The following is a 13,092-nucleotide window of genomic DNA, read 5'->3' on the forward strand; positions in this document are numbered from 1 at the left end:
GGCCCATACGCCTGCCCCTCAAACCCCGTCGATGTAGCTCAGCAACGGCTGCCAGTCGCCGCGGTGTTCGGCGGCGCGCTTGCCCGGCATGTCGAACAGGCTGAGGCCGCTTTCCGCCGCATCGGCGTAGATCTGGCTGTCGCGCAGCCGCGTCACCACCTGATGGCCGATGCCGCCCAGGAAGCGGTCCAGCCGGTCGGCCGCCTTGGTGCGGGCGCGCATGCGGTTGCCGACCACCGCCACCGTCGCCTTCTTCTTCGCGATGCGCTTCAACTCGTCGAGCTTGACCAGGAAGCGCTGGGTTGCCTGTTCGTCGAAGGCGCCGGGCAGCACCGGCAGCACGACGACGTCGGCCATCTTCACCAGATCCTCGATCTGCCTGGTCTTCAGCGCGGCGGGCGCATCGATCACCAGCCTTTTGGTCCCGCGCGGCGTATCGGTGAAATCCTTGGCCCAGTCGAGCCCGACCAGAACCGGCGCCTTCTCCGGCCGACGGTCGAGCCAGCCGAGCGAAGAGCGCTGACGGTCGACGTCGGCCAGCACGGTGGACAGGCCGGCCGCGGCGGACGCGGCGGCGAGGTGGGTGGCGACGGTCGTCTTGCCGCAGCCGCCCTTGATGTTGGCGACGAGGATCGTGAGCATGGCCGTGGACTCTACACCCCGGCGTCCGGCTTCGACCAGAAATGCTTGGTGTCGATGAAATCATGCCACAGGGCGACCAGCGCCGCCTCGGTGTCGGCCACCCCGCGGGCATGCCAGCCGATGACGATGCCGGCGGCACGCGGCTCACCGGGAGCCGAGCGGCTGCCGTCGTCATGCAGCTCGTGCAGAAGCCGCGTCGCCGTCGCCACGTCGTTCAGGTGCCCCAGCGCGTCCTGGAAGGCGGCCATCTGCTGGATGTAGCGGCGCACCGGCTTGTCGTCATACAGGCTGCGGAAGAACTCCACGGCATAGCGCAGCTTCTTCAGGGCGATGCGCAGCTGGTGGCGCTGGGCCACCGGCAGATGGGCGAAGCCGTGGCCGGCCCGCTTGGCCTTCTTGTGGCGCTTGTTCAGCAGATGGTCGGCCAGCCCGATCACCGGCTGGAACAGCCGCACCGATTCCTCGCTGACCGGCTGGTCGCGCCAGCCGCGCTTCTCCACCCAGCTGCCGACGCCCAGCAGGAAGGCGGTGTAGCGGTCGGACCGGATCGCCTCGCGCACGCCCTCATAGGCACGCAGCCGCTTGGCCTCGGCCGCCGCGGCCAGCGCGTCCAGATCCTCGACCGCCGAGCGGCCATGGCCGTCGGCCTTGTGGAAGGCGTCGCGCACCGGAGCCAGCAGCTCCTCACCGAACACGTCCCAGTCACGCGCCGGCCCCAGGCTGCCGGCCAGCCACTTGATCTCGCCAACCAGCCACAGATACTGCGTGGCCGGAATGAAGGGCCGGAACAGCGCGGTGGCCGAACGCAGCCGGCGCAGCGCCACGCGCATCTGGTGCACGCCCTCCGGATCCTCGCCGGCCAGCGTCACCGCCTCGTTCGCCACCATATGGGCGAGGCAGGCGCGCACGATCCGCGCCACCGCCCCCTCGACCGTCGTCTCGGGGTCGAGCAGCAGCTTTTCCGCCTTCAGCGCCTTGTCGGCGGCGCCATTGGCCAGCGCATGGCCGCGTTCCGCCTTGGTCCGCATCTCCAGCCGCAGCGGAGCGGCCTGCGCCAGTTCCTGCGCCAGATCGTAGAGGGCGGCGGGCGTGCCGCTCTTCAGCTCCAGTTCCACCTCGCACAGGTCGGTGGACCGGCCGTCCGGCAGCTCGATCCGGCCGCGATCGAAGGCGACCTCGATGACCGTGGCGTCGTCACCCTCGCCCAGAGTCACGTCCTGGGTGGTCCGTTCGACGATGGAGGTGAAGACCGGCCGCAGGTCCGAGTCGCTGAGCGAGCCCAGCAGGTCGATGGCTTCGGCATCGGCGATCAGCGTCAGGTCCGGGGCGGCGGAGGTCACCGCGCACTCCCACTCGCCGCGCCCCAGCCCGTCCTCGTCCGGGGCCGACTTGACCGTCTGGACGAAGCCATCGCCGGTCTTGCGCACCCGCAGCGTCACCTTGCGCGCGGCGAGCCGACGGTCCTCGGTGTCGTAATAGGTGCTTTCCAGGGTCCGTGTCGCCGCCGGGCCGGTCACCCGGTCTGCGATGGCGGAAGCGGCGCGCAGCCTGTCGAAGTCTTCCGGCTTCGCCGCCAGCTTCAGTTCCGTCTCGCGGTTGATCTCGGCCTCAGCCATCGCCTGCGCTTCAACCCCCGTTTTGCGGCCCAATGGCCTACAGTTGGGTGTTTGCACAGCCCATGGACAGGGTCAAGTTACCGAAATGTTGCAGAAGCCTGCGGTTGCGATGCCCCCGTCCCCGTATCCCGGCCTGTTCCGGAGCAACCGGAACGACGCATCGAACATCCGGTTGCAGGGTCATTATGCCCCATTTCACCCCACCCCTGGGGCGTTGCAAAGCGTGCAGGCCTGTGGTTGGGTTCCCGCAAACTGAAACGGCCCGTCCCGCTGGGATCGGCCATAATTGGGGAAGTGTGACGATGACCGATTTCAACACGATCGACGACCTTGAGGTGAGCGGCAAGACGGTGCTGGTCCGCGCCGACCTGAACGTTCCGATGCAGGACGGCAAGGTGTCCGACACCACCCGCATCGACCGCCTCGCCCCCACCCTGAAGGAGCTGTCCTCCAAGGGCGCCAAGGTCGTCGTCCTGTCGCATTTCGGTCGCCCGAAGAACGGTCCGGACACCAAGAACTCGCTGCGCAACGTGCTGGACGCTCTCAGCGCCGCCGTCGGCCAGAAGGTCGCCTTCGCCGAGGATTGCGTCGGCGAGAAGGCGAAGGAAGCCATCGCCAAGGTGCATGAAGGCGCCATCGTCCTCTTGGAGAACACCCGCTTCCACGCCGAAGAGGAAAAGAACGACCCTGCCTTCGCCAGGCAGATGGCCGAGCTGGGCGACCTCTACGTCAACGACGCCTTCTCCGCCGCCCACCGCGCCCATGCCTCGACCGAGGGTGTCGCCCGCCTGCTGCCCAGCGCCGCCGGCCGCCTGATGGAAGCCGAGCTGAAGGCCCTGACGCTGGCGCTGGAGAAGCCGGAACGGCCGGTCGCCGCCGTCGTCGGCGGAGCCAAGATCTCGACCAAGCTGGAACTGCTGGGCAACATGGTCCGCAAGGTCGACCTGCTGGTGCTGGGCGGCGGCATGGCCAACACCTTCCTGTTCGCCCAGGGCACCGACGTCGGCGCCTCGCTGTGCGAGAAGGACATGGCCGATCAGGCCCGCGCCATCATGGCGACCGCCAAGGAAGCCAACTGCGAGATCCTGCTGCCGAAGGACTTCGTCGTCGCCAAGGAATTCAAGGCCGGTGCCGCCAACCGCGTCGTCGCCTTCGACGCCATCGGCGCGGATGAGATGGCTCTCGACATCGGCCCGGCCACCGTCGAGTTCCTGGGCGTGAAGCTCCAGGGCGCCAAGACGATCGTCTGGAACGGCCCGCTCGGCGCCTTCGAGATCCAGCCCTTCGACGCCGGCACCAACGCGGTGGCCGGTCTGGTCGCCGCCCGCACCGAAGCCGGCGGCCTGCTGTCGGTCGCCGGCGGCGGCGACACCGTCGCGGCGCTGGCCCATGCCGGTGCCGAGGACAAGTTCACCTACGTGTCCGCCGCCGGCGGCGCCTTCCTGGAATGGCTGGAAGGCAAGGAACTGCCGGGTGTCGCGGCGCTGAAGAAGTAAGCGGTTCTACGGAAGCGCGAACGAAAAAGGCTCCGGGTTTCGGCCCGGAGCCTTTTTGCTTTCTCACCCTTTTCCAACCCGTTCCGCCCTCACCTTCAGCCACTCCGCCATCCCCTGATCGTCAAGCGCATACTGCCCGCGCGCCGACCGCCACAGGATGTTCTTCTGCCGCAACGCCTCGATGGCCGCCTGCACGGCCGGCGGCTCCACCACTTCGCCGACCATATCGGCATAGGCTTGCAGTGCCGGAGCGGAGAAGGGGGCGGATTGCGGCCCCTCCACCGCCAGCCGTTCGACCACCGCCTGTTGCAGCGTCGTCAACCCCGACCAAACATTGTCGTAATCGTCCCACACCCGCTGACGAAGCTCGGACGCACCATCCGCCAGCGCCCGTTTCAGGTCCCCAGCATCGCCGACCAGCAGCGCCGCGTCCGACAGGATCCGCATCAGGGTTTCCGGCTGCCGTCCCACCGCATCGAAAGCCGCGAAGACATCGTCCGCATCGAACCGGTTGCCTTCGGCCAGCCGGGCGTTGATCCAGGCCGTATAGGCATCGGTATAGGCGCGGTCGAGCAGGGGAAAGCTGCGCACGCTGGTCCCGAAAAAGGGCTGGTCACGGTTCAGCACCAGCCGGCTCAGCTTGTCGCGGTGGGACCCCGTCAGCACGATCATCAGGTTTGGACCATCACGGGCGTCGTCCCGGGTGTTGAGCCGGTCGCGCGCCGCCTTCAGCGCGAACATGGCGTTCAGCCCGGCCTCTGTCGTCAGCGCATGCTGCGCTTCGTCGACCAGCAGGGCGATGCGCTTGTGCGTCCGCTCCAGCAGAGCTTCCAGCGCGTCGGCGAGCGTGGTCCCCTGCGCCTGTCCGATCCGGTCGATGTCGACCGACACGCCGCCCATGCCCAGTTTGCTGAGTCCGACCGCCCGCGCCGCCTTCACCGGCAGGCTGTCGGCCCGGCGAAGTTCGGCCTTCAACGCCTCCGCAATCAGATGCGCCGGATCGGCTGCCATGTCCGACCACAGATCGACATAAACCGACAGGATGCCGCGGTTCTCCAGCTCCGGCCCCAGATCGTGGCGCAGAAAGGTGCTCTTCCCGGTCCGCCGCGGTGCCGCCAGACAAAGCGTCGGCTCTGCCCCGATCGGCGCGTCTCCCGTTACGATGTCGGCCAGCGACGCCGCCAGCTTCGGGCGGTGAAACAGAAACTTCTGTGCAGGCATGGGGGCGGGATGAGACGGCACGGGCGGCCTCTTTAGGACCAATTATGGAACGGACCATAATTTATAGTCCGAAAAATAATCTTCAATAGTCCGCTGCGGACTGCGTAACGACCCCCGCATCCAAACCGTTTCCCCTTGCATCCGCCGGCACGAATGTCCATAACAGCGGCGGGAGACTGGCGTCGGACGAGTCCCTCGCCAACCCGGTCAGGTCCGGAAGGAAGCAGCCGCAACGAGTTACGGCTCGGGTCGTTCGTCCAGTCTCCCACCCTACCCGAAAATTGCCAGCACGAAACAGACGGCGACAGCGCGGCGCCGGGACGCTATCCTGCGGCCCGAAATTCCTCTCCCGTCGTTTCGACAGGCCAGCCGCGTGACCGATACCACCGCCGAACTCACCGCCGCTTCCGCTCCCGCCACCGGACAGGCTTACCGGGTGCTGGCGCGCAAATACCGGCCGAAGACCTTCGACGAGTTGATCGGGCAGGACGCGCTGGTCCGCACCCTGACCAACGCCATCCAGTCCGGCCGCATCGCCCAGGCCTTCATGCTGACCGGCGTGCGCGGCGTCGGCAAGACCACCACCGCCCGCATCATCGCCCGCGCGCTGAACTGCACCGGGCCGGACGGCACCGGCGGGCCGACGGTCAGCCCCTGCGGCATCTGCGACAATTGCCGCGCCATCGCCGAGGACCGCCACGTCGACGTGATGGAGATGGACGCCGCCAGCCACACCGGCGTCGACGACATCCGCGAGATCATCGACGGCGTGCGCTACTCGCCCGTCTCCGCCCGCTACAAGCTCTACATCATCGACGAGGTCCACATGCTGTCGAAGAGCGCGTTCAACGCGCTCCTGAAGACGCTGGAGGAACCGCCGAGCCATGTGAAGTTCGTCTTCGCCACCACCGAAATCCGCAAGGTCCCGGTGACGGTGCTGTCGCGCTGCCAGCGCTTCGACCTGCGCCGCGTCGATGCCCAGGTGCTGAAGGAGCATTTCACCCGCGTCACCGCCCTGGAAGGGGCGGATATCGAGGGCGACGCCGCCGCCCTGATCGCACGCGCCGCCGACGGGTCGGTGCGCGACGGGCTGTCGCTGCTCGATCAGGCCATCGCGCTCGCCGCCGGCACCGTCACCGCCCAGCAGGTGCGCGACATGCTGGGTCTGGCCGACCGCACCCGCGTCATCGACCTGTTCGAGGCCGCCGTCTCCGCCCGTCCGGCCGAGGCGATGGACATCCTGGCCGATCTGCACCGCGTCGGCGCCGATCCGGTGGTGATCCTCCAGGACCTGCTCGACCTCGTCCACAACCTGACCCGACTGAAGGTGGTGCCCGACAGCGCCAACGACCCCTCCCTGCCGGAAGCCGAACGCACCCGCGGATCCGCCCTGTCGACCAAGCTCGGCATGCCGGCCCTGACCCGTGCGTGGCAATTGCTGCTGAAGGGACTGAACGAGGTGCAGGCCGCCCCGGTGCCGCAGCAGGCGCTGGAGATGGTGATCGTCCGCCTGTCCTACGCCGCCGACCTGCCGACTCCGGGCGAGCTGATCCGCCAGTTCCAGGCCCAGCAGGCCAATGGCGGAGCCAACGGTGGAGGGGGGGCGCCGATGAGCCGCAGCCCCGGTGGTGGCGGCGGTCCCGTCGCGGTCGCCACGCAGCCTTCCTCCATGGCGACCCACGCCGTCGCCCGCTCCATGGGGTCGGCCCAGCCGCAGAGCGCCCCTGTGGCGCAGGCGGCCACCGCCACCGCCCCCGCCACCGCCCCGGCCGGCGAAGAGCTGTCGCCGATGCCGCACGACTTCCGTGCGCTGGTGCAGCTGTTCTCCGATCGGCGCGAGGGCGCGCTCTACGGCTATCTGATGGAGACGGTCCAGCTGGTCCGCATGGAGCCGGGCCGGCTGGAGCTGAAGCTCCGCTCCGCCGCCCCGCCGACGCTGCCGGCCAAGGTCGGGCAGTTCCTGACCGAATGGACCGGCCAGCGCTGGATCGTCGCGCTGTCCGACGGGCCGGCCCAGCCGACGCTGGCCGAGCAGGATCAGGCCGAAAAGAACCGCGCCTGGGCGGAGGCTCAGGCCAACCCGGTGGTGCGCGCCGTGCTCGACGCCTTCAGCGGGGCAAAGATCATCGACGTCCGCGACCTCGCCGAAGTTGCCGCGGCGGAGAGTGCGGCGGTTGCGGATGACGGCGAGACACCCGATTTCATGGTTCAGCAGCAGGACGACGGGGTCTATTACCCCCTCGACGACGAAGGAGAGTACTGACCGATGAAGAATATCGGCAACATGATGAAGCAGGCCCAGCAGATGCAGGCCAAGATGCAGGAAATGCAGGCGAGCCTGGAGCAGGTCGAAGTGACCGGCCAGAGCGCTGCCGGCATGGTCGTCGTGACGGTCAACGGCAAGAGCGAGATGAAGAAGGTCAAGCTCGACAAGTCCGTCGTCGATCCCGAGGACGTCGAGGTGCTGGAGGACCTGATCGTCGCCGCCTTCAACGACGCCAAGAAGAAGGTCGAGCAGCACGTCGCCGAGGAAACCTCGAAGATGATGGGCGGCCTGAAGCTGCCGCCGGGCATCAAGCTGCCGTTCTGATCCTATAGCCTTTTGTGAGAATCCCCTCTCCCCGGAGGGGAGAGGCGGATTTGCACATCGATGATCGGACCTGAAATCGAACGCCTGATCCAGTTGCTGTCCAAGCTGCCGGGGCTCGGCCCCCGGTCGGCGCGGCGGGCGGCGCTGCATCTGATGAAGCGGCGGGACAGCCTGCTGGTGCCTTTGTCGGAAGCGATGGCGGCGGCCGGCGAATCGATCCGCGCCTGCTCCGTCTGCGGCAATCTGGACAGCCGCGACCCCTGTACCATCTGCTCAGACCCCACCCGTGACCGTTCGGTCATCTGCGTGGTGGAGGATGCCGGCGATCTGTGGGCACTGGAACGCACCCGCGCCTTCCGCGGCACCTACCATGTGCTGGGCGGGTTGCTGTCGGCGCTCCAGGGCGTCGGCCCCGACGATCTGAACATTGCCGGCCTCGCCGAGCGCGCCAAGGACCCTGCGGTGCGCGAGATCATCCTGGCGCTGAACGCCACCGTCGACGGCCAGACCACCGCCCATGTGGTGACCGACCGCCTGACCGAGTCCGACGTGTCGGTTTCCCGCCTCGCCCACGGCGTGCCGGTGGGGGGCGAACTGGACTATCTCGACGACGGCACCCTGACCGCCGCACTGAAGGCACGGCGGCCGCTATAATCCACTCCTTTGTAGTCCTTTACCGCTCGAACAGCCCGACCAGTTCCACATGGGCCGACCACAGGAACTGGTCGACCGGCCAGACCTTCACCAGACGATAGCCGCCATCGACCAGAACCCGCGCGTCGCGGGCGAAGCTGGCAGGATTGCAGGACACGCCAACCACCCGCGGCACTTTGCTGCCGGCAAGCGCCGCCGCCTGGGCCGCGGCACCGGCGCGCGGCGGGTCGAACACCACCGCATCGTAACGATTGAGTTCCTTGGCGCTCAGCGGGTTCTCGAACAGGTCGCGCCGCTCCACCGTCAGCCGCAGCCCCTGCACCGAGCGGCCGAGCGCCGCCACTGCCGCTTCGTCGCCCTCCACCGCATGGACCGCCGCTTGTTGCGCAAGCGGAATGGAAAAGGTGCCGATGCCGGCGAACAGGTCGGCGATGCGGGCGGCCTGCCCGACTCCTTCCCGCACCGCCGCGACCAGGGCCGCCTCGCCCTCAGCACTCGCCTGGAGGAAGGCGCCGGGCGGCGGCTGGATCGGAACGCCTGCGAAACGGATGAAGGCGGGGCGGCGGTTCGCCACCGGCTCCGGCGCCGCGCGGTCGGCCGGCTGCCAATTGATGCGGGCGATGCGCTCCGGCTCGAACCCGACCAGCACCTCGCGCGCTGCACGGTCCAGGCTGCGCGGCCCGACCAGCAGCAGGTCCACTCCGCCCTCCAGATCGGTCAGCACCACGTCGGCATCGCCGCCATCCGGCAGCAGACCGGTCAGCAAGGTCCGCACAGGCTCCACCAGCGCGAACAGCCGGGGCGTCAGGATCGGACACTCCTCCAGATCGACCAGCCGGTGGCTCTGCCGCTCATTGAAGCCGAACCAGACCCGTTTGCCGCGCTTCAGCGCCGCGAAGCGGGCGCGGCGGCGGGCACCGGCCGGCGTCCGCGCCAGCGGCTCCATCGGAACCTCGCCCAGCCCGACCCGCTCCAGCGCCCCGCGTACCACCCCGGCATTCCAGGCGGCGTACGTCGCATCGTCCAACTGCTGAAGCGTACAGCCGCCGCAACGGCCGAAATGCCGGCAAGGCGGCGTCTGACGTCCGGGTCCGGGCTCCAGCACCTCAAGCAGCTCCGCCCGTACGCCCTCGCCTTTCCCGTCGCTATCGGCGACACGTACACGCACGCGGTCGCCCGCCACTGTGTAGGGCACGAACAGGCGCAACCCCTCGGCAAAGGCAATCCCGTCGCCGCGCGCACCGACATCGGTGATGGAAACCTCCACCTCCCGCGTTTCGGCGGGAGGCTGGGAAGTCTTGCGGGCGGGCTGGCGTCCCTTGGCGAAGGGGCGCTTGGCGGGGCGGGTCATGGTGGGTGTCCGTGGGGAGATGCGGGTCTACAGCGCCCCCCCTTTACGCCTCCAGCAGCTTGGCGCGCAACGGTTCCGGGATCGGCGTCGGACGATGGGCGGCCTTGTCGACGATCACCGCCACCGCTTCCTGGGTGGCGATGCAGCGGTCGCCCAGGAAAATGGCGCAGCCCAGCGTGATCGAACTGGTGCCGACCCGCAGTGTCCGCGCGCCGATCCGCACGGTATTCGGATAGAGCAGTTCCGCCTTGTATTCGATCAGACTGCGGGCCAGCACGACGGTCCAGGGATCCTCGTCGCGGAAGCCGCCGGCGCCGTGCAGCAGGGCGATGCGGGCCTGTTCGAAGAAGACGCCGATGGCGTTGTTGTTGACGTGCCCGACGGCGTCGAGGTCGTTGAAGCGCACGCGCTCCTCCCACCAGAAGCGGTAGAGGTCGGGGCTGGTCAGGTCGGGCGTGCCGGTCATGCCGTCTTCCTTGCCGTATAGGTCAATGCGTCTCCGGACTGTGGCGTATGGTCCGGGGCGGCGCAAGCCCGGCTTCCCGCTTTACGGCCCCAATTTGCGCCATATTTCCAATGGGCCCCGCGAATTCCCGCGCCAATCGCCGATTGGCCGTGTTATTGGAGTCGGACCAACCCTCCGCAACGGACCGGACGATGAGCAAGGACACCACCAACCAGACGGCCGAGGCGCTGTTCGAAAAGGCGCTGTCGATCGCCGAAAAGCACCTGGATGAGGCGATCAAGGAAGGTGGCCCGCTCGGCCCCTACATCGCCGTCGCCATGATCGAGGCCGCGGTGAACGCCGCCGTGGACGAGACCAGCCACGAAGACGTCATCGACATGCTGCGCGACCTCGCCGCCCAGATCGAGGCGGACGCCGACGAAGCGGAAGAGGACTAAGGTCAGGTCGCTTCCAAGGCCACTGCGGACCCTGCCTGCCGGCGCGCCTCGCGCCGGCGCAGGATCTCGTAGACGACGGCGCCCAGGATGGTCAGCGCGATCAGCACTAGCGACAGCGCGTTGACCGCCGGGGTCAGGCCGGTGCGTACCTTGGTCGCGATATAGACGGTCAGGGTGGTGTCCAGCCCGCGCACGAACAGCGTGGTGTTGTAGTTCTCGAAGCTCTGCAGGAACGCCAGCAGGGCCGCCGACAGGATCGCCGGCATCAGGTACGGCAGCGTGATGCGCCGGAACACCTGCCCATGGGTGGCGCCGAGGTCGAGCGCCGCCTCCTCCAGAACCGGATCGAACCGCTCCAGCCTTGCCGAGAACAGCAGCATGGCATAGGCGGCGATGAAGCTGGACTGCGCCACCACGGTCAGGAACAGCCCGCCGCTGACCCCGAACCACTCCCGCCAGAACACCAGGGTGGAGATGCCGACGATCACCCCCGGCGTCAGCAGCGGCGACACCATCAGCGCGTAGAGGAAGGTCCTGGCCCGGTTGTGCAACCGGTCGAGCAGCAGGGCCGCCGCCAGCCCCAGCGGCACCGCCAGCGCGATCACCCCCGCCCCCACCAGCAGGCTGGTGCCCAGCGCCGCCCACATGCGCTGATCTTCCCACAGCGCCTGGAACCAGCCGAGCGTGAAGCCCATCCAGGGCGTCACGGTGGGAAAGCGGCTGCTGTTGAAGGTCGCCGCCGCCATGATGCCCAGCGGTAGGAACAGATAGCCGAAGAACAGAACCAGATAGGAACCGGTCAGCAGGCGGCGGAGGCGGGCGGCGGTCATGGCTTGGGGCTCATTTTGCGATGGCTCACTTCGCTATATCCGCCAGCCCGACACGGAACAGCCGCATCGCGCCGAGGATGAAGCCGATGCACAGCACCAGCAGGATGAAGGCGTAGGCGGCTCCCTGGTTCCAGTTCCCGCCTTCGAAGAACCAGTTGTAGATGATCTCGGTGAACCAGCGGCTGTTCGGCCCGCCCAGCAGGGCCGGCACGGCATAGCTGCCGGCCGCCAGCATGAAGGTCATGATGCAGCCGACGGCGATGCCCGGCTTGGCATGGGGCAGCACGATGCGGCGATGGATGCGCAGCCAGCCGGCGCCCAAATCCCGTGCCGCCTCGATCTGGTTGCGGTCCAGCGACTCGATGGCGTTGTAGAGCGGGAAGACCATGAACAGGATGTAGACATAGACCATCCCGACGATCACCCCGCCGTCGCCCCCCAGGAAGCGCTGCGGCTCGTCGATGATGCCCAGCCACAGCAGCAATGCGTTCAGCGGCCCGTTGAAGGCCAGGATGATGTACCAGGAGAAGGTGCGCAGCAGCTCGTTGATCCAGAAGGGAACGATCAGCATCAGGATCAGCAGCGGCAGCCGCCGCTTCGGCGCCACCTGCGCCAGATAGAAGGCGACCGGATAGCAGACGGCCAGCGTGGTCGCGGTGACAAGCGCGCTGGCCCAGATCGTCTTCAGGAAGATCGCCAGATGGATCTGGTTGGTCCACAGCGTCAGGTAATTCCTGACCGTGAACACATCCTCCGGCCCGCCGATCTTGGACGGCGGCAGCGACGGCCGGAAGGAGAAGCCGATCATCATCAGCTGCGGCAGCACCACCAGCAACGCCAGCCAGACTGCCACGGCCAGCAGGATCACCCCGGTCAGAACCGGGCCGTACCGGCGAAGAACCTCCGTCATTCGGGCGCTGCTCCAGCCTGTGGGACCGATTCGACGCCTAACATGGAGATTCCCGCCGGCGCAAGCGCGGCTATATGACGATGACGTTCAGCAGAGGTCCCTCAGCCCAGATTGTGCTTGGCGACCACCGCGGCGAAGTCGTCGCCGAAATGTTCGCCGACTCGGATGACGGAGACGCCGTGCGGGATCTCCTTCAGCGACGGGTGGTCGAGGTTCAGAGAGGTCAGCAGCGCCATCGGCACATGCTGGGTCACGCTCATCGCGCGCAGGCCGCGGATCAGGTCCAGGCCGGACAGGCCATCCATCACCATCGAGGCGATGACCATGTCCGGCGGCACGCGCACGGCAAGGCTGATCGACTCGATGGGATCGGTCACCGTCATGGTGCGGAAACCGCAGGCGGCCAGTTCCGTCCCCAGCTTCTTGGCGACGACCTTGGACGGGGTGACCAGCATGATCTCGACGTTGCGGACGTCGACGTCGGTGACCTGGAACTCGTAGCGCACCGGCAGGGCGCGGATGATCCGGTTGGTCTCCGCCAGCAGCGGCTGTTCGGCGCGGTCGACCAGTTCGGCGATGCGGTCGATGAAGATCTGGGCATCGACCAGCTGCTTCTCGTCCAGCCGCTTCAGGCCGCTGAGGTAATCCTCCAGGCGGTGGGCGACGAGGCTGACGGTGGGATAGCCGAAGCTGGTGCCCATGCCCTTGAAATTGTGGGCTTCCAGCCGCAGGACGCCGATGGTCTCGGCATCGCTGCGCTGGCCCTTCACACGGTCCGCCAGCGTCGCGTTCATCAGCTCCAGCCGATCGCGCGCGTCGTCCACGAACTCCATGCGCAAGCGGTCTTCGAGGTCGTCGGTCGACAGGTACGAGGCCATG

At 67.8% G+C, this 13,092-nt stretch carries 13 protein-coding genes and 1 other RNA gene; 6 read left to right on the forward strand and 8 right to left on the reverse strand.

Annotation, left to right across the window (positions count from 1 at the left end):
* Positions 1-18: 18 nt before the first annotated feature.
* Both J2848_RS08110 and J2848_RS08115 read right to left on the reverse strand, forming a co-directional pair.
* Positions 19-642, reverse strand: a complete 624-nt coding sequence (locus J2848_RS08110) for a nucleotide-binding protein (protein ID WP_149229498.1) — start codon at positions 640-642, stop codon at positions 19-21.
* A gap of 11 nt (positions 643-653) precedes the next feature.
* A complete protein-coding gene (locus J2848_RS08115) occupies positions 654-2,258 on the reverse strand; it encodes a CYTH and CHAD domain-containing protein (protein ID WP_149229497.1) in 1,605 nt (534 codons plus the stop codon).
* Positions 2,259-2,560: 302 nt separating this feature from the next.
* Between J2848_RS08115 and J2848_RS08120 the strand changes: the two genes are divergently transcribed.
* The gene (locus J2848_RS08120) at positions 2,561-3,754 is read left to right on the forward strand and encodes a phosphoglycerate kinase (protein ID WP_149229496.1); all 1,194 of its coding nucleotides are present in this window, start codon (positions 2,561-2,563) and stop codon (positions 3,752-3,754) included.
* A gap of 63 nt (positions 3,755-3,817) precedes the next feature.
* On the opposite strand, the gene J2848_RS08125 is transcribed toward J2848_RS08120, so the two are convergent.
* The gene (locus J2848_RS08125; protein ID WP_149229495.1) at positions 3,818-4,996 is read right to left on the reverse strand and encodes an AAA family ATPase; all 1,179 of its coding nucleotides are present in this window, start codon (positions 4,994-4,996) and stop codon (positions 3,818-3,820) included.
* A 150-nt stretch (positions 4,997-5,146) separates the two neighbouring features.
* Here J2848_RS08125 and ffs point away from each other — a divergent pair.
* From ffs to recR, 4 genes are all read left to right on the forward strand, one after another.
* Positions 5,147-5,244: signal recognition particle sRNA small type (gene ffs, locus J2848_RS08130), an RNA gene on the forward strand.
* Between the two features lie 104 nt (positions 5,245-5,348).
* Positions 5,349-7,238 carry a DNA polymerase III subunit gamma/tau gene (locus J2848_RS08135; protein WP_149229494.1) on the forward strand — a complete coding sequence of 630 codons (1,890 nt, stop codon included), beginning with the start codon at positions 5,349-5,351 and terminating at the stop codon, positions 7,236-7,238.
* A 3-nt stretch (positions 7,239-7,241) separates the two neighbouring features.
* Positions 7,242-7,565 (forward strand): YbaB/EbfC family nucleoid-associated protein, encoded by a 324-nt coding sequence (locus J2848_RS08140; RefSeq protein ID WP_063635355.1) that lies wholly within the window; start codon positions 7,242-7,244, stop codon positions 7,563-7,565.
* Positions 7,566-7,625: 60 nt separating this feature from the next.
* Positions 7,626-8,219, forward strand: coding sequence for a recombination mediator RecR (gene recR / locus J2848_RS08145; RefSeq protein ID WP_149229493.1), 594 nt, complete (start codon positions 7,626-7,628; stop codon positions 8,217-8,219).
* 19 nt (positions 8,220-8,238) lie between these two features.
* Here recR and J2848_RS08150 read toward each other — a convergent pair whose 3' ends face one another.
* Both J2848_RS08150 and J2848_RS08155 read right to left on the reverse strand, forming a co-directional pair.
* Positions 8,239-9,570: a class I SAM-dependent RNA methyltransferase gene (locus J2848_RS08150; RefSeq protein ID WP_149229492.1), complete on the reverse strand. Its 1,332-nt coding sequence runs from the start codon at positions 9,568-9,570 to the stop codon at positions 8,239-8,241.
* Positions 9,571-9,613: 43 nt separating this feature from the next.
* Entirely contained in the window at positions 9,614-10,036 is a 423-nt protein-coding gene (locus tag J2848_RS08155; protein WP_149229491.1) for an acyl-CoA thioesterase, read from the reverse strand.
* A 191-nt stretch (positions 10,037-10,227) separates the two neighbouring features.
* Between J2848_RS08155 and J2848_RS08160 the strand changes: the two genes are divergently transcribed.
* The gene (locus tag J2848_RS08160; protein WP_014248877.1) at positions 10,228-10,473 is read left to right on the forward strand and encodes a hypothetical protein; all 246 of its coding nucleotides are present in this window, start codon (positions 10,228-10,230) and stop codon (positions 10,471-10,473) included.
* Positions 10,474-10,475: 2 nt separating this feature from the next.
* On the opposite strand, the gene J2848_RS08165 is transcribed toward J2848_RS08160, so the two are convergent.
* From J2848_RS08165 to J2848_RS08175, 3 genes are all read right to left on the reverse strand, one after another.
* Positions 10,476-11,303 carry an ABC transporter permease gene (locus J2848_RS08165; RefSeq protein WP_149229490.1) on the reverse strand — a complete coding sequence of 276 codons (828 nt, stop codon included), beginning with the start codon at positions 11,301-11,303 and terminating at the stop codon, positions 10,476-10,478.
* Positions 11,304-11,328: 25 nt separating this feature from the next.
* A complete protein-coding gene (locus J2848_RS08170) occupies positions 11,329-12,213 on the reverse strand; it encodes an ABC transporter permease (protein ID WP_149229489.1) in 885 nt (294 codons plus the stop codon).
* A 101-nt stretch (positions 12,214-12,314) separates the two neighbouring features.
* Positions 12,315-13,091 (reverse strand): Hpt domain-containing protein, encoded by a 777-nt coding sequence (locus J2848_RS08175; RefSeq protein ID WP_149229488.1) that lies wholly within the window; start codon positions 13,089-13,091, stop codon positions 12,315-12,317.
* Position 13,092 lies beyond the last annotated feature (1 nt).

The sequence above is a fragment of the Azospirillum lipoferum genome, from assembly GCF_024170005.1.
Taxonomy (GTDB): domain Bacteria; phylum Pseudomonadota; class Alphaproteobacteria; order Azospirillales; family Azospirillaceae; genus Azospirillum; species Azospirillum lipoferum.

Bases quoted from the DNA above. Each gene is read 5' to 3' on its own strand.
- J2848_RS08155 (WP_149229491.1), bottom strand. From the start codon at position 10,036: ATGACCGGCACGCCCGACCTGACCAGCCCCGACCTCTACCGCTTCTGG.
- J2848_RS08120 (WP_149229496.1), top strand. From the start codon at position 2,561: ATGACCGATTTCAACACGATCGACGACCTTGAGGTGAGCGGCAAGACG.
- J2848_RS08110 (WP_149229498.1), bottom strand. From the start codon at position 642: ATGCTCACGATCCTCGTCGCCAACATCAAGGGCGGCTGCGGCAAGACG.
- recR (WP_149229493.1), top strand. From the start codon at position 7,626: ATGATCGGACCTGAAATCGAACGCCTGATCCAGTTGCTGTCCAAGCTG.
- J2848_RS08140 (WP_063635355.1), top strand. From the start codon at position 7,242: ATGAAGAATATCGGCAACATGATGAAGCAGGCCCAGCAGATGCAGGCC.
- J2848_RS08115 (WP_149229497.1), bottom strand. From the start codon at position 2,258: ATGGCTGAGGCCGAGATCAACCGCGAGACGGAACTGAAGCTGGCGGCG.
- J2848_RS08165 (WP_149229490.1), bottom strand. From the start codon at position 11,303: ATGACCGCCGCCCGCCTCCGCCGCCTGCTGACCGGTTCCTATCTGGTT.
- J2848_RS08150 (WP_149229492.1), bottom strand. From the start codon at position 9,570: ATGACCCGCCCCGCCAAGCGCCCCTTCGCCAAGGGACGCCAGCCCGCC.
- J2848_RS08170 (WP_149229489.1), bottom strand. From the start codon at position 12,213: ATGACGGAGGTTCTTCGCCGGTACGGCCCGGTTCTGACCGGGGTGATC.
- J2848_RS08175 (WP_149229488.1), bottom strand. From the start codon at position 13,091: ATGGCCTCGTACCTGTCGACCGACGACCTCGAAGACCGCTTGCGCATG.
- J2848_RS08160 (WP_014248877.1), top strand. From the start codon at position 10,228: ATGAGCAAGGACACCACCAACCAGACGGCCGAGGCGCTGTTCGAAAAG.